Source organism: Celeribacter baekdonensis, from assembly GCF_900102315.1.
Lineage (GTDB): Bacteria > Pseudomonadota > Alphaproteobacteria > Rhodobacterales > Rhodobacteraceae > Celeribacter > Celeribacter baekdonensis.
Map to the genome: position 1 here is coordinate 280,373 of NZ_FNBL01000004.1, position 14,853 is coordinate 295,225.

Genomic DNA, 14,853 nt, shown 5'->3' on the forward strand with positions numbered 1-14,853 from the left:
TCCACAGATGTTGATCCCTCACCCCCTTCTCGGTCTGCGCGATGCTCAGGAGTTCACCTATCTGGGTGACGCAAACCTGATAAACCGACCGGACCCAAACGCCCCCAATGCCGAGGCAATGTTTTGCGACTATGTGTTCCTGCGCGACAACCCGGCGGGGGTTCACCGTGAACTTTGGTATCACGAACAAGGCGACCGCAGTTGGCTTGTCGTCACGCGCAACACGGTGACTCACGAAATTCTCGGCGCAGAACTGGCCTCTGATGTGGCCTTGGCACACAGAGAGGGATCGAAATGACGCGTTTGTCCGGCGGTCTGATTGACCGGAACTCCTCCTTTTCTTTTACCTTCGATGGCAAAACCTACACGGGCCACCAAGGCGACACTTTGGCCTCCGCTTTGCTGGCCAATGGGGTGCGCCTCATGGGCCGCAGCTTTAAATACCACCGCCCGCGCGGCGTTGTGGCGGCGGGGTCTGAGGAACCCAACGCTATGGTGGAACTGCGCAGCGGCGCACGCACAGAGCCAAATACACGCGCCACGGTGGCCGAATTGTATGATGGTCTGGTTGCCAAATCGCAAAACCGCACCGGTTCTTTGGCCTTTGATGCGCTTGGCGTGAATGACTATTTTGCGCCGTTCTTTGCCGCCGGGTTTTACTATAAAACCTTCATGTGGCCGCGCGCTTTTTGGGAAAAGCTCTATGAGCCGATGATCCGTCGCGCGGCGGGCCTTGGTCGCCTGTCGATGCAGGCCGATCCTGACAGTTATGACAAAGGCTTTTTGCATTGCGATGTCTTGGTCATTGGCGGTGGTGCGGCCGGTCTTGCGGCGGCTTTGACTGCGGCGCGGGCTGGCGCACAGGTCATTCTGTGTGACGAAGACTTCCGCCTTGGTGGCCGTCTTTTGGCGGAAAGTCATAGGCTTGATGGTGCGCCAGCAACGGATTGGATTTCGACCCTTGAGGCTGAGTTCGAGACTTTGCCAAACCTACGTGTCATGCGCCGGACCACGGTGTTTGGTGTCTATGATCACGGGATTTATGGTGCGGTTGAGCGCGTCTCTGATCATGTCGTCGAACCCGGCAATAAGGTGCGTCAGACCCTCTGGCGTATCACTGCGAAACGCGCGGTTTTGGCGGCGGGCGCGACTGAGCGGCACATCCCCTTTGCTGACAATGATCGCCCCGGCGTCATGTTGGGCGGTGCGATGCGCGCCTATGCCAACCGCTGGGCTGTGACGCCCACGCAGTCCGCCAAAGACCCCGTTGCGATCTTTACCAACAATGACGATGGCCACCGCACAGCGCTTGATCTGATGTCGAAAAACGTCCCTATTTTGGGCGTGATCGACAGCCGTGAAAATGCCCCGCGCTTTGGCGATTACGACCTCTTTTCCGGCGCCATGGTAACTGGAACCAAAGGGCGTCTTGGTCTGAGGGACATCGAGATCACCAAAGGTGGCGTGGCCTCTTGGCATCGCTGTGCAGCACTTGGTGTGTCGGGCGGATGGAACCCGAACGTGCATCTTGCCTCGCACCACCGTGGGCGTCCGGTTTGGGATGACACGCTTTTGAGTTTTGTGCCCGGTGCCGACGGTCCGGCGGGGTTGATTCCGGCTGGCGCATGCGTCGGGCTGGGCAGCACGGCAAAGGCGCTGGCCGATGGTGCAAAAGCGGCGGGCATTGCCTTGGCTGAACTGGGTATCAAAACCCCCGAGGTTGCTTTGCCAGACGCCGAGGACATGCCCGTATCGCAAGCGGATTTCTGGCATGTGCCCGGCAAAAAACGCGCTTGGGTTGATTTCCAAAATGACGTGACCGTCAAAGACATCTCCTTGGCCCATAAAGAGAATATGAAGCCGGTTGAGCATTTGAAACGCTGGACCACCCTTGGCATGGCGACGGATCAGGGCAAAACGTCGAACGTGTCTGCGCTGGCCGTCATGGCGGAACTCACCGGGAAATCCATCCCTCAAACCGGCACAACGATTTTTCGCCCGCCTTACACAGGCGTGTCCCTATCTGTGTTGGGCGGTGGTGATACGGGTGTCAATTTCCGTCCGCGCCGCCTGACCCCGACCCACACATGGGCCAAATCGCAAGGCGCGGAATTTGTCGAAGTGGGGCAATGGATGCGGGCGCAGTATTTCCCGCAAGCGGGTGAGACCGATTGGCGCGAAAGCGTTGATCGCGAAACCAAAGCCGTGCGCGTGGGCGTGGGTCTGTGTGATGTGACCACGCTGGGCAAAGTGGACGTGCAGGGCGCGGATGCCGGTGAATTTCTCAACCGGATGTATTCGAACATGATGGGCACTGTCGCTGTTGGCAAAGTGCGTTATGGTCTGATGCTACGCGAAGACGGGTTTGCCTATGACGACGGCACCTGTGCGCGACTGGGTGAGGATCATTATGTTGTTACCACCACGACTGCGAACGCAGGTTTGGTCTATCGCAATATGGAATTCGCGCGGCAATGCCTCTGGCCGGAGCTTGATGTCCAACTGATTTCAACAACCGATGCCTGGGCGCAAATCGCCGTGGCAGGTCCGAAATCGCGGCTACTCTTGGAGCGTGTTGTTGACGAGTTTGATCTCTCAAATGACGCCTTCCCCTTTATGGGCTGTGCGGAACTCACGGTTTGCAAAGGTCTGCGGGCGCGGCTTTTTCGGATTTCGTTCTCTGGCGAGTTGGCCTATGAAATTGCGGTCCCGGCGCGCTATGGCAATGCCTTGATGGCGCGGCTGATGGAACTTGGGGCTGATCTGGGTGCCGCGCCTTATGGCACCGAAGCCTTGGGCGTGCTGCGGATTGAAAAGGGCCACGCCGCAGGGGCGGAACTCAACGGTCAAACCACAGCCGCTATGCTGGGTTTGGGTCGCATGGTTTCCGCGAAAAAGGACTCGATTGGCGCGGTGATGTCGCGTCGTGAGGGCCTTGCACGTGATGCGCGCCGCCTTGTCGGGCTGCAACCTGTTGGCTCAACAGAGCGTTTGATGGCCGGTTCGCACCTCTTCACCCAAGGGACAGCGCACAGCATGGAAACGGATCAGGGTTGGGTCACCTCCGCCTGCTATTCACCCCATGTCGGCGGCTATATCGGCCTTGGCTATCTTGAGAATGGGGACACGCGGATGGATGAGGAAATCATCGCCGCCAACCCGATTGAGGGCAGTGAAATGCGCCTGCGCGTTGTGCCCGCCCATTTCGTTGATCCAGAAGGGGAGCGGCTTCGTGACTGATCTTACACCCATCACCGCCTTGGGCGGAACCATAGCCCGCGTTGAAACTTTTGGCGCGCTGAGCTTGACCGAAAATCCGGCTATGGCGCTTGCGTCACTTGCTTTGCGTAAGGGGCAATCGGTCCCATCTCCTTTTGGGATGACATTGCCTGAACCCGGGAAATGGACCAAATCAGGCGCGATTGGGGTCTATTGGATGGCAAAAGATCAATGGATGGTCGAGGCCGAAGGCCGCGCCGAGGAAGACTTTGCGCGTGTTTTGAAAGCCGAAGTGCCTGAGGCCTCAGTGACCGAACAGACCGACGGTTGGGCCGCCATTGAAATCACCTCATCAAAAGGTGCTGCCCCGATCAAAGCACTGCTTGAGAAGCTCGTGAACATTGATGCGGGGGCCTTTACCCAAGGGTCGGCATTGCGCACCGGACTTGACCATATGAGCGTTTTCCTGATCCGTCGGGCCGAGGATCGGCTGGCGGTTTGGGGGATGCGCTCATCGACTGAAACGCTGTGGCACGCCCTTGCGGTGGCTGCGCGCCGATTGGAGGACATTTGATGTCTGCACAGCTTATCGACGGCAAAGCCTTTGCCGCCACCGTGCGTGAAAAAGTGGCGACACAGGTGGAAAAACTCAAAGAGGTTCATGGCATCACGCCGGGATTGGCCGTGGTCTTGGTTGGCGAAGACCCGGCCTCCGAAGTCTATGTGCGCAACAAGGGCAAACAGACCCTTGAATGCGGCATGACCTCTTATGAACACAAGCTTCCGGCGGAGACCTCCGAGGAAGATTTGTTAGTCTTGATCGAGGCTTTGAACGCCGATCCTGCGGTGCATGGGATTTTGGTGCAACTGCCATTGCCGGATCATCTTGATAGCGATCTGGTGATCAACGCGATTGATCCTGCCAAGGATGTGGACGGGTTCCATATTTCCAATGTCGGTCTTTTGGCCACCGGGCAAAAGGCGATGGTGCCCTGCACGCCGCTGGGCTGTTTGATGATGCTGCGTGACCATTACGGTAGCCTGTCTGGCCTGAACGCTGTCGTGGTTGGACGGTCCAACATCGTGGGTAAACCGATGGCGCAACTTTTGCTGCGCGATAGCTGTACCGTGACCATCGCGCACAGCCGCACGAAAGACATTGCCGAGGTCTGTCGCGGCGCGGACATCCTTGTTGCCGCAGTTGGGCGCCCTGAAATGATCCCGGGAGACTGGGTCAAACCGGGCGCGACCGTGATTGACGTGGGCATCAACCGGATTGAGCGCGACGGCAAACGCAAACTTGTCGGTGACGTAGATTTCGCCAGTGCTGTTGAGGTGGCAGGGGCCATCACGCCGGTGCCCGGTGGTGTTGGTCCGATGACCATCGCCTGCCTTCTTGCCAATACACTGACTGCATGTTGTCGCGCGCATGATCTGCCCGAACCCAGCGATCTGACCGTTTGATTATAAGAAAATAAGAGACGGACCAAAGGCCCGCACATTGCGGGGACGAGGTTCGCGATCCAACAGGAGACCCTGATGACCAAATATTGCCTCACCGTAACCTGCCCCACCTCACGCGGCATTGTCGCGGCCATTTCCACGTTTCTGTCCGATATGGGCTGTAACATCACCGACAGTTCGCAGTTTGACGACGTGGAAACCGGAAAGTTTTTCATGCGCATCAGTTTCGTCTCTGAGGACGGGTTTGATGATGTGGCGCTCGCAAAGGATTTTGATGACATCGCCAAATCTTTTGGCATGATTTACGCTTTCCATGATGAGAGCGAAAAGATGAAAGTCGTGATCATGGTGTCGCGGTTTGGTCATTGCCTCAACGATCTGCTTTATCGCTGGCGCATTGGTGCCTTGCCGATTGAGATCGTCGCAGTTATTTCAAATCATATGGAATATCAAAAGGTTGTCGTTAATCACGACATTCCGTTCCATTGCATTCCTGTGACCAAGGAAAACAAACCTGTGGCCGAAGCGGCGATCATGCAAGTGGTCGAAGACACCGACGCGGAACTGATCGTTTTGGCGCGGTATATGCAGATTCTTTCGGATGCGATGTGCCAGAAAATGTCAGGTCGGATCATCAATATCCACCACTCGTTCCTGCCGTCGTTTAAGGGGGCAAACCCGTATAAGCAGGCCTATGAGCGCGGTGTGAAACTGATTGGTGCGACCTCGCATTATGTCACCGCCGATCTGGACGAAGGTCCGATCATCGAACAGGACATCGTCCGTATCACTCATGCCCAATCGGCGGCGGATTATGTGTCGCTTGGCCGTGATGTGGAAAGCCAGGCGCTTGCCCGTGCGATCCATGCGCATGCCAATCACCGCGTGTTCCAAAATGGCAATAAAACCGTGGTCTTCCCGGCGAGCCCCGGCTCCTACTCTTCCGAACGGATGGGGTAACACCCTCACCACCCCGTGGTCTCTTAGGGCATCATGCGAGCCCAAAGAGGCCAAAACATGCCCTGCTTCTCGTCTGAGGGCGGGGCATGCGTTCTTGGTCTGGATTTCGCCTTAGCGAAGGCGTTATCTTGTACCGCGTCTCAAACGGCGCGGCCAAAGGACCAGAATGTGACAAACTCTCCCAAAGCATCGACCTTGACCGGACTGGCGCAATCTTTGCCTGGGGCCACTGTGCGCTATGTGATTGATACGTTGAGCACACGCATTGCGGCACAGGAATTTGCCCTTGATGAACGCTTGCCCTCCGAGCGGCAATTGTCGCAGGATTTGGGCGTGGCGCGCAACACCGTGCGCGAGGCGTTGGACCACCTTGAACTGCGTGGAATGATTCGTCGCCGGGCGGGATCAGGGTCCTTTGTGACCTTCAATCCGGGTGGATCGAGCCAAGCGCTCTCGTCTGTTGCGGCTGAAACCGGCCCCTTACATCTTCAGGCGGTGCGCGGGATTTTTGAACCTGAAATGGTGCGCCTCGCGATCATCTCCATGTCGCCGAAACAGATCGACGCCCTGTCTGAAATTTTGTCAAAAATGGAAGCGGTTCAAGCGGATGCGCTGGCCTTTGTTCGCCTTGAAGAAGAGTTCCACCGGATGATCGCCGAAGGCACGGGCAATCCGCTTTTGGTGGCTTGTTACAACCTGGTGATTGATGCGCGCCGTCAGGCCTTTCGCGCCGCGATGTACCGTCGCCATCTGACGCCCGCGCGCATTGCCACCTACCAGCGTGGCTATAACGGGTTGTTCAATGCCATCGCGGCGCGCGACATCGAAGAGGCCACAGAATTCATGAAACTCGCCTTGATCGAAGACCAAAAACTTTTGCTACAAGACGAATAATTGGTTCCCTGAGTGGCCTGGATGGAGTGGCCTGATTGCTTGCCGCAGAAGGGTCTTTTTGATCCGCCTATTGCCATTAAGACCGTGCCCATCGTGGCCTCTTTTGGCGAATTCCTTGCGCATTTTCGGATCGAAACTGCGCCAACATGGGATTCGCATGTTTTCCTTTATTTGTTGGCTCTCCTTGTTCTCAGCTCCCATGTTTTTGCGGGCTGCGTAATAATTGCCCATTTGGGGGCTATGAGTGTCCGATTTGTCCTAAAATTTGGGTTTCATGAAATTCCCATGGGGAAAAAATGTTGACCTATAGTGATTGTTTCGCGTGAACTTTGTCCATCCGAGATACCAATTTCGGAATTGGTTCAGGCCAAAACAGGGCTGACCCTTCAATAACGACCTCCACAGGACAGGGAGATCTCAAGTGGAACAGGACCTTGCATCTTTGGCCGCCGCAGTGGCGGAACTCAAAGGCAGCGTAGCCGCAACGAACGGCACGTTTTCCGAGACTTTTTACTTTTTGACGATCCCGCTCATGGTGCTCATCCATGCCGGGTTCCTCGCATATGAAATGGGCGCATCGCGTTCGAAAAACGCATTGGCATCCGGGATCAAAAACATCCTCGCCTTCGCGCTGATCGTGCCCTTTTTCTATTTTATCGGCTGGTGGATCTATTGGGCGTTCCCGACAGGTCTTTCGCTGTCTGAAGGTGCGATGGGCATCTCTGGGCTGGCCTACGCCAATGACGTGGCCTTGCCATGGAGCCAATACATGGGTCCGAACCTCGATGATCGCGCCTCCGGCGTGTTCTGGGGGGCTTTCGTGCTTTTCGCAGCCACCACTGCCTCCATCCTTTCGGGTGGCGTGATTGAGCGTATCAAGCTGACAGGATTTGTTGTTTTGGCGATTGTTTTGGGGTCCTTTGTTTGGATTCTGGCGGCCGCTTGGGGTTGGCATGCGGATGGCTGGCTCGTCACCAAATTCGGCTACCATGACTTTGGTGCCGCTGGTGTCGTTCACATGATCGCGGGGTTCTTCTCCCTCGGTGTGCTCATCAACCTTGGGCCACGGATCGGTAAATTCAACGCCGATGGCTCTGCCAACAACATTCCGGGTCACTCAATGCCAATGACCTTGATCGGCCTTATGTTGATCATCGCGGGCTTTTGGGGCTTTCTCATGGGCTGTGTCATCGTTCCGGGCGAAGCCTGGTCTTGGGGCACCGAAATCGAAGCCACGATCTATGGCACGCCGATGACCATCTCCGGCATGACCTTCAACACATTGATGGGCTTCTCCGGTGGTATCGTTGGTGCCTGGATGATCACACGCGATCCGTTCTGGATGATGTCCGGTGCGCTTGGCGGGATCATTTCCTGTGCAGCGGGTCTGGACCTTTGGTATCCGCCCATGGCCTTTGCCATCGGTTTCATCGGCGCAGTTGCCATGCCGTTTGTTGCTTCCTTCATTGAGAAACGCGGCATCGACGACGCCGTGGGTGCCTTTGCGGTGCACGGTTTCTTGGGCATGTGGGGTCTGCTTGCGGTCGGTATCGCGGCGCAGGGTTATCCGGCTTTGTTCGGCGAAGATGTCATCGAGACCTCCTTTATGGGTCAGCTCGTTGGTGTGGCTGTCATGGGCGCTTTGGGCTTTGTCCCGGGCTACGTGATCTCCTGGCTTTTGAAAGTGACCGGCCAACTCCGTGTCCCGAAAGAGGCAGAACTGCTTGGTCTCGACGCCGTCAAAGTTCCGGCGTCCGCTTATCCCGAAGCCATTCACCCCTCTGTCAGCCCTGCTGAATAACACACGGATCAGGAAAGGAAATATCAATGGAAGCTCCTTTTGAAGCCACAAGCTGGGACGGGATCACCGGCGCCATCTATGCCGGATACGGCAGCGTCGAAGGTCTTTGGCTCGCGCTCGTCCTCACCATGGTTGTGGTGGCTATCGTGCTTGGCTGGCGGCACGAAAAACACGCCTATAACGCGGTCAAGCCCAAGGACTGATCTTGCCGATATTGGCACAATCCGGGCGGCGGTTCTCCGTCGCCCGGTTTCAAAATCAAAAAGACAATGCAATCTAAAGGACACGTTTCATGACCGCATCATGGAGATTTTCGGCGCTGGCAGACCGGCATCGTGCGCTGGGCTCAACCCTCGAAGACTGGAGCGGAATGGGCACCGCTTGGACCTATGACAAGGACCAAACGGAAGAATACCTCGCCATTCGGACCAAGGCCGGCGTCATGGATGTTTCGGGCCTGAAAAAGGTTCACCTTATGGGGCCGCATGCGCAATACGTGATCGACAAAGCGACCACCCGTGACATCGAAAAACTCAAACCGGGCCGTTCAACCTATGCGACCATGCTCAATGACGCGGGCAAGTTTGTCGACGACTGTGTGATTTATCGCATGGGGCCACACAGCTTTATGGTGGTGCATGGCTCCGGCGCGGGTCACGAACAGTTGTCAAAATATGCCGCAGGCCGCAATGTCATGATGATGTTTGACGATGATCTGCACGACATTTCCCTACAGGGGCCGATGGCCGTCGATTATCTGGAAAAACACGTTCCGGGTATCCGCGATGTTGTCTATTTCAGCCACATCCAGACCACGCTGTTTGGCAAACCCGTGATGATTTCGCGCACGGGTTACACCGGCGAGCGCGGCTATGAAATCTTTTGCCGCCGTCAGGATGCTGTGGACATCTGGGACACGATTGTGGCCGAGGGCGCTGAGATGGGCATCATCCCGTCGCGCTTCACCACGCTCGATCTGTTGCGGGCCGAAAGCTATCTGTTGTTCTTCCCTTATGACAACTCGGAAATGTATCCGTTTGATGGCGAGGCCGCAGGCGACACGCTTTGGGAGCTTGGTCTCGATTTCACCGTGTCCAAGGGCAAAACCGGATTCCGGGGTGCCGAAGAACATTATCGTTTGCAAGGCAAAGAGCGGTTCAAAATCTACGGTGTCAAACTTGACGGCACCACGCCCGCCGTCGAAGGCGCGCCGCTTTTGCAAGACGGCAAACAGGTCGGCGTTGTCACCATCGGCATGTATTCCCCGCTTAACGAACACAACGTCGGTATCGCGCGGATGCCGGTCGACTGCGCTGTCGATGGTACCAAGCTGACGGTTCAGAATCCGGATGGCGAGATTGCGGCCATCGCTCATGCGATGCCCTTCTACGACGCTGACAAAAAGCGGCGCACCGCCAAGGGTTAATCGCCTGTCACACACCTGGGGCAGGGCGCGGTCAAGCGCCCGCACCGATCCGACAACAGGACCAAAACAATGCCGAACACTTCATTTTCACCCTCGATTGAAAGCCGTCCCACCTATGCGGGCCTTGTGCCTCAAGGCGCCGCCCCGTCGATCATGATCGCCGATGCCGAGGGCGCCGAAGCGATCCTGGATCTTGTGGATCGGGACGCTGCCGTGCTGGATCAGGCGCATCTGATTTACATCCCCAAAGGGGCACAATTTGGCTCTAAACTGGCTGAACTTGGTGCCAAGGGTTATCATGAAGAGGCGTCTTTGGATGCGGCGATGACCCTGATCAACCGGCTTTTAGGGGCCGCACATATGGGGACTCAGCTTTACCTTGCGGGTTCTGAAGGGATGATGGGCCGCATTTCGGCGCTGGCTTTGTCGCTTGGCCTGCCATTGGACGCGATCCAGATGGAACATCGCGGCTCCATCGGGCGACCGATGCAATGCGTCCATTGCAAAGGCGTGACCCAAGACGTCACCACCGATCCGTTTACCTGTTCGCATTGCGGGCTAACCCTGTTTGTGCGGGACCATTTCTCCCGCCGTCTTGGTGTATTTCAGGCCGTTTGTGTCGACGCAGAAACCCCCGGCGTTATTCCTGAAACACAGGAGATCACAGCATGAGCAAACAGATGACGCTTGAGGTCACCGAGGTCGAACCTCTCACCGCGCTTGTGACCCGCTTCCGCTTTGAACACCCTGAAAAAGCCCCCTTGCCGATCTTTTCCGGCGGCGCACATGTGGTCGTCGAAATGCCCGATGGCGAGATGCTTAGGTGCAATGCCTATTCGTTGATTTCTGACCCCAACGATGCGTCAGGCTATGAAATCGCCGTGCGTCGCGAAGACGCGGGTCGCGGTGGGTCGCGCTACATGCACAGCGAGGTCACGCCGGGCAGCAAGATGCGGATTTCCGTGCCGACCAACCTGTTTGCTCTCGATCCGCGTGCCCGCAAACATGTGTTGATCGCTGGCGGTATCGGTATCACGCCGTTCCTGTCGCACCTGCATCAGCTCGATTTGCTGCAACAGCCCTTTGAGCTGCACTATGCCGCGCGGTCGCGCGATGAGGCCGCTGGGCTGAAACTTCTGCCAAAATCCGCGCGCATTCATGCGCATATTTCGGAGGAGGGCAATCGCATGGATTTGGGTGAAATCCTGACGGGTCAGCCGATTGGCACCCATGTTTATGTCTGTGGTCCTGAGGGGCTGATTTCCGCGGTGTTGGACGCTGCCGCGCGCCACGGCTGGCCCAAAGGCGCGCTGCATTTTGAAGCCTTCGCCTCGCCGCCGCCGGGCAAGCCCTTTACCGTCACCCTCGCCAAATCCGGTCGCATGATTGAGGTCAGTGCCAGCCAAAGCCTGCTCGAAGCCCTTGAGGCCGCCGAGGTCGAGATTGATTGGAGTTGTCGGGGTGGGGCCTGTGGCCGCTGTGAGACCAAGGTGGCCGCCTGCGATGGCCAGATCGAACACAATGACCATTGGCTGTCGCGCGATGAACGTGCTGAACAAAAAAAGATCATGCCCTGCATGTCGCGCTTTACTGGCGACGCGTTGGTCCTCGATCTGTGACGGAGAGAGAGTATGACCCTTCAATTCAATGACGAAACCTTCCGTGGTGATTACAGCTATTTTAACACGGAACGCGCGATCAAACGTTTGCCCTTTCCGTTTGATCGCGATGAATACATGTACTCGGTCAACATCGAGGCCCATCCGGGGGGCCCAAAAGGTTCGCCGTTTGAGTTCCGGTTTGATGTTGATGAGCACTATATTTCTGAGATGAAAGACCGGGCGATCACCCTGGATGACGATCCTTTGCGCTGTCAGTCCCTGCCCCATATGGAACTGGCCGGTTGGGACCTTTTGGAGATCATCATGGTGTCCAAGGCCGAGGATTATCCCGACCTCTTTACGCTGCACCGCGATGGCAACCGCTGGCATTGGATCAACCGCCCTTTGGGGATCGAACAACGGTTTACGTTTCTTGACCCAACGACCCTGCCTTGTGGTCCGATGGAATACATCACGCGTCAAACCCAAGGCGACTTTGCCCTCTTGCATGAGCGCGATGGCAACCTGTGGATGGATGCCGGAATGGTGACATCTCAGGCGGATTGGTCTCTTGATTTCGACATTGGCATGAACTTTTTCGAATGGCACGCGCCAGTGCCCAAGGCCAAGCAAATGGGCGTGTTTGATAAGGCGTTGAAGTTCCTTTTGGCGATGCAACAGGGGCAAAGCTATCGTCGTCTCAATTGGACGATGACGGTCAATCCCCGCCTCGACACCAGCCCCGAGAACTATCACAAATGGGGCCCGGAAAAGCGCACCATCACGCCGGAGAATGTGGGTCGAAAACAGCATCTTCGGATCGAATTGCAGAGCTTTTGGCGCCTGCCGCGCTCTAATGCGATCGCCTTTCCGATCCGTTGTTACCTCGCCTGTCTCGAAGACATTTGTACGCAACCGAAATGGGGGCGTCGCCTTCATCGCGTCTTGCGCGATATTGATCCGACCTTGGCCGAGTACAAAGGCTTTGCGGTCAATCAGGAAACCATCGTCAATTACCTCTCGCAATTTGATGATGGCGCACCGACCTCTCCGGGGATTTTCCCGGACGCGTGAAGACGCGACTTTTTCAGCCAACGATGTAAGAGCCGCACCGATGAGTGGTGCGGCTCTTACGGTTTATGCACTTCAAAATTCATACAATTTTAGGAGTTAAGCAGCCTTTCATTCCTCTTTGTTAGACCTGTTCTCGGGTGAAGAATGAGGTGGTGTGATGAGCGCTAAAGGCAATGCGCCAATTATCATCAAGAGAAAAAAGGTTATCGCCGGTGGTGGTCATCATGGCGGTGCCTGGAAAGTGGCCTATGCTGACTTCGTGACCGCGATGATGGCATTTTTTCTCTTGATGTGGCTGTTGAATGCGACAACGGAAAAGCAACGCAAAGGGCTTGCGGATTATTTCAATCCGACCATTCCCGTGAACCGGATTTCCGGCGGTGGGGACGGGGCTTTTGGCGGAGACTCGGTGTTTACCGAAGAAACCCTGTCACAAAACGGAACAGGCGCCTCAAGCTCGCATGCCGCAAGTAAAAATGGCTCCTCCAAATCATCCACCTCAACTGAGGATGTAAATGCCGAAGCCATGGAAGCCAAAGCTTTTGCCGAAGTGCAAGAACTCCTCACGGCATTCAGTGGCGAAAGCATGGCCGCCGATGAGGCGATGCGCCATATCGTGACTCGCGTGACCGATGAGGGCTTGATCATTGAACTGCATGATCTGGATGATGAACCGCTGTTCAATGCCCGTTCGGCTGAACCGGAAGAGATCATGACGATTCTGGTCGAAATGCTGACAGATGTGTTCAAAATTGTCCGCAATGACATCGCTGTCACGGGATATGTTCAATCGCAGCCGCTGGTTGTCGCCGACAATCCGGTTTGGGATCTCTCCACCAAACGTGCGGATCAGGTACGCCTCTTGATTGAGAGGAATGGGACGCCGAGCAACCGCATTCAACGGGTCACCGGATATGCGGACCGCAAACCCGCAGTTGGAAATCCCATGGCTGCGCGCAACAACCGAGTGGAGATCATCCTTTTGCGCAATAATGGGAAAAAGAAATAGATTGGATTTTACGCGTTAGGGGGTCGTTAAGCCTGGATGTGCATTCTGTGACTCGATCTTCGGATCTTAGCAGCAGAAAGGCGCTACCTATATGTCTATTTCCTCCTCGCTCAACGCTGGCGTGGCGGGCCTTGCGGCCAATGCCACCCGCCTTGCGACCATTTCAGATAACATCGCGAACTCTGGCACCTATGGCTACAAGCGAGCCGAGGCTGATTTTCAGTCTTTCGTGATCACCAATAGCAACAGTTCCGGCACCTATTCTGCCGGGGGGGTGCGGGCCTCCACGAACCGTCTGATTGCCGAACAGGGTTCGCTCGTTTCAACGTCAAATGCCACCGATATCGCGATTTCGGGGAATGGTTTCATTCCCGTGACCACCGAAGTTTCTATTGACGGGACGATGGGGGATCAGCCCCTGATGATGACGACGACGGGTTCGTTTTACACGGATGCTGACGGGATTTTGAAAACCGACTCTGGCCTTGTTTTGCTGGGTTGGCCCGCCGAAGCGGACGGAACAATCGCGACATACGCGCGGGACACGATGACCGGGCTCGAACCTGTTGTGATCAATTCCAACCAAACCGCCGGTGACCCGACGACGAAAATCAATTTGGGTGTGAACCTTCCGGCGGAGGACGCCACGGAGGTTCTTCCGCTTTCTGTTGAGTATTTTGGCAACCTCGGGACGTCTGAGTCGCTCAACGTGACGTTTACGCCGGATGCTGTCGCTCCCAACACATGGGTGATGTCGATCACAGATTCGGCCTCTGCCGGGGCGATCATTGGCGAATACACAATCGTTTTTGATGACTCTCGCGGTTCCGGCGGCACGCTTTCAACGGTCACGCCAACCGTCAATAACCCGGCTGCTGCGACCTACAATGCAACGGGTGGAACCTTGGCGCTGATGGTTGACGGTGGCCCGATTGAAATGACCATCGGGAAGCCGGGCGATACAAATGGGTTGACCCAGTTGTCTGATACGTTCGCTCCAACGTCGATCACCAAAGACGGTTCGCCGGTTGGTAACCTCACCTCGGTAGAAATTGCGGACAACGGATATGTCACCGCCACCTATGACACCGGATTCACTCGGACGATCTACCAAATTCCCTTGGTGGATGTGCCAAATGCCAACGGCCTGACATCGCTGGGCAACCAGACCTATCAGGTCTCGCCTGACTCGGGCTCCTTCTTCCTTTGGGACGCGGGCGATGGTCCGACGGGTACGATCGAAGGCTTTGCGCGTGAAGGTTCGACCACGGATGTCGCGGCGGAATTGACCGATCTGATTCAGACACAAAGGGCCTATTCGTCGAATGCGAAGGTCATCCAAACGGTCGATGAAATGCTTCAGGAGACCACGAACATCAAACGGTAATAGTGAACGGGCCTGGGG

14 protein-coding genes are annotated in these 14,853 nt (G+C 56.2%); all 14 read left to right on the forward strand.

Translation table 11 applies throughout. The annotated features are described in order from the left end of the window. Window positions 1-7 precede the first annotated feature (7 nt). The 14 genes from BLT54_RS09915 to BLT54_RS09980 all read left to right on the forward strand — a co-directional run bounded on the left by BLT54_RS09915 (window position 8) and on the right by BLT54_RS09980 (window position 14,835). Entirely contained in the window at window positions 8-298 is a 291-nt protein-coding gene (locus tag BLT54_RS09915; protein ID WP_074644322.1) for a sarcosine oxidase subunit delta, read from the forward strand. Continuing rightward, the gene (locus BLT54_RS09920; protein WP_074644326.1) at window positions 295-3,240 is read left to right on the forward strand and encodes a sarcosine oxidase subunit alpha family protein; all 2,946 of its coding nucleotides are present in this window, start codon (window positions 295-297) and stop codon (window positions 3,238-3,240) included. The genes BLT54_RS09915 and BLT54_RS09920 overlap by 4 nt, the downstream gene beginning before the upstream one ends. Beyond that, a complete protein-coding gene (locus tag BLT54_RS09925; RefSeq protein ID WP_074644330.1) occupies window positions 3,233-3,793 on the forward strand; it encodes a sarcosine oxidase subunit gamma in 561 nt (186 codons plus the stop codon). The genes BLT54_RS09920 and BLT54_RS09925 overlap by 8 nt, the downstream gene beginning before the upstream one ends. Beyond that, window positions 3,793-4,683 carry a bifunctional methylenetetrahydrofolate dehydrogenase/methenyltetrahydrofolate cyclohydrolase FolD gene (gene folD / locus BLT54_RS09930; RefSeq protein ID WP_074644334.1) on the forward strand — a complete coding sequence of 297 codons (891 nt, stop codon included), beginning with the start codon at window positions 3,793-3,795 and terminating at the stop codon, window positions 4,681-4,683. Before BLT54_RS09925 ends, folD begins: the two co-directional genes overlap by 1 nt. A gap of 75 nt (window positions 4,684-4,758) precedes the next feature. Next, entirely contained in the window at window positions 4,759-5,643 is an 885-nt protein-coding gene (gene purU / locus BLT54_RS09935) for a formyltetrahydrofolate deformylase (RefSeq protein WP_074644338.1), read from the forward strand. Window positions 5,644-5,811: 168 nt separating this feature from the next. Then, complete coding sequence (locus BLT54_RS09940; protein WP_074644343.1) at window positions 5,812-6,537, forward strand: FadR/GntR family transcriptional regulator; 726 nt, start codon at window positions 5,812-5,814, stop codon at window positions 6,535-6,537. 421 nt (window positions 6,538-6,958) lie between these two features. Continuing rightward, entirely contained in the window at window positions 6,959-8,338 is a 1,380-nt protein-coding gene (locus BLT54_RS09950) for an ammonium transporter (RefSeq protein ID WP_074644349.1), read from the forward strand. A gap of 26 nt (window positions 8,339-8,364) precedes the next feature. After that, window positions 8,365-8,541: a hypothetical protein gene (locus tag BLT54_RS22545; RefSeq protein WP_176832863.1), complete on the forward strand. Its 177-nt coding sequence runs from the start codon at window positions 8,365-8,367 to the stop codon at window positions 8,539-8,541. Window positions 8,542-8,630: 89 nt separating this feature from the next. Beyond that, the gene (locus BLT54_RS09955; RefSeq protein WP_074644352.1) at window positions 8,631-9,764 is read left to right on the forward strand and encodes an aminomethyl transferase family protein; all 1,134 of its coding nucleotides are present in this window, start codon (window positions 8,631-8,633) and stop codon (window positions 9,762-9,764) included. A 69-nt stretch (window positions 9,765-9,833) separates the two neighbouring features. Further along, on the forward strand, window positions 9,834-10,436 hold the full coding sequence (locus BLT54_RS09960) for a dimethylamine monooxygenase subunit DmmA family protein (protein ID WP_074644356.1): 603 nt from the start codon (window positions 9,834-9,836) through the stop codon (window positions 10,434-10,436). Further along, complete coding sequence (locus BLT54_RS09965) at window positions 10,433-11,383, forward strand: PDR/VanB family oxidoreductase (protein WP_074644360.1); 951 nt, start codon at window positions 10,433-10,435, stop codon at window positions 11,381-11,383. Before BLT54_RS09960 ends, BLT54_RS09965 begins: the two co-directional genes overlap by 4 nt. 12 nt (window positions 11,384-11,395) lie before the next feature. Beyond that, the gene (locus BLT54_RS09970) at window positions 11,396-12,439 is read left to right on the forward strand and encodes a heme-dependent oxidative N-demethylase family protein (protein ID WP_074644365.1); all 1,044 of its coding nucleotides are present in this window, start codon (window positions 11,396-11,398) and stop codon (window positions 12,437-12,439) included. Window positions 12,440-12,596: 157 nt separating this feature from the next. After that, the gene (locus BLT54_RS09975; protein ID WP_074644369.1) at window positions 12,597-13,448 is read left to right on the forward strand and encodes a flagellar motor protein MotB; all 852 of its coding nucleotides are present in this window, start codon (window positions 12,597-12,599) and stop codon (window positions 13,446-13,448) included. A gap of 91 nt (window positions 13,449-13,539) precedes the next feature. Then, window positions 13,540-14,835: a flagellar hook protein FlgE gene (locus BLT54_RS09980; protein ID WP_074644372.1), complete on the forward strand. Its 1,296-nt coding sequence runs from the start codon at window positions 13,540-13,542 to the stop codon at window positions 14,833-14,835. The last annotated feature ends 18 nt before the right edge of the window (window positions 14,836-14,853 follow it).

What these genes read in the sequence shown, in the direction of transcription:
- BLT54_RS09915 (WP_074644322.1), top strand. Translation starts at nt 8, where the DNA reads ATGTTGATCCCTCACCCCCTTCTCGGTCTGCGCGATGCTCAGGAGTTC.
- BLT54_RS09920 (WP_074644326.1), top strand. Translation starts at nt 295, where the DNA reads ATGACGCGTTTGTCCGGCGGTCTGATTGACCGGAACTCCTCCTTTTCT.
- folD (WP_074644334.1), top strand. Translation starts at nt 3,793, where the DNA reads ATGTCTGCACAGCTTATCGACGGCAAAGCCTTTGCCGCCACCGTGCGT.
- purU (WP_074644338.1), top strand. Translation starts at nt 4,759, where the DNA reads ATGACCAAATATTGCCTCACCGTAACCTGCCCCACCTCACGCGGCATT.
- BLT54_RS22545 (WP_176832863.1), top strand. Translation starts at nt 8,365, where the DNA reads ATGGAAGCTCCTTTTGAAGCCACAAGCTGGGACGGGATCACCGGCGCC.
- BLT54_RS09955 (WP_074644352.1), top strand. Translation starts at nt 8,631, where the DNA reads ATGACCGCATCATGGAGATTTTCGGCGCTGGCAGACCGGCATCGTGCG.
- BLT54_RS09960 (WP_074644356.1), top strand. Translation starts at nt 9,834, where the DNA reads ATGCCGAACACTTCATTTTCACCCTCGATTGAAAGCCGTCCCACCTAT.
- BLT54_RS09965 (WP_074644360.1), top strand. Translation starts at nt 10,433, where the DNA reads ATGAGCAAACAGATGACGCTTGAGGTCACCGAGGTCGAACCTCTCACC.
- BLT54_RS09970 (WP_074644365.1), top strand. Translation starts at nt 11,396, where the DNA reads ATGACCCTTCAATTCAATGACGAAACCTTCCGTGGTGATTACAGCTAT.
- BLT54_RS09975 (WP_074644369.1), top strand. Translation starts at nt 12,597, where the DNA reads ATGAGCGCTAAAGGCAATGCGCCAATTATCATCAAGAGAAAAAAGGTT.
- BLT54_RS09980 (WP_074644372.1), top strand. Translation starts at nt 13,540, where the DNA reads ATGTCTATTTCCTCCTCGCTCAACGCTGGCGTGGCGGGCCTTGCGGCC.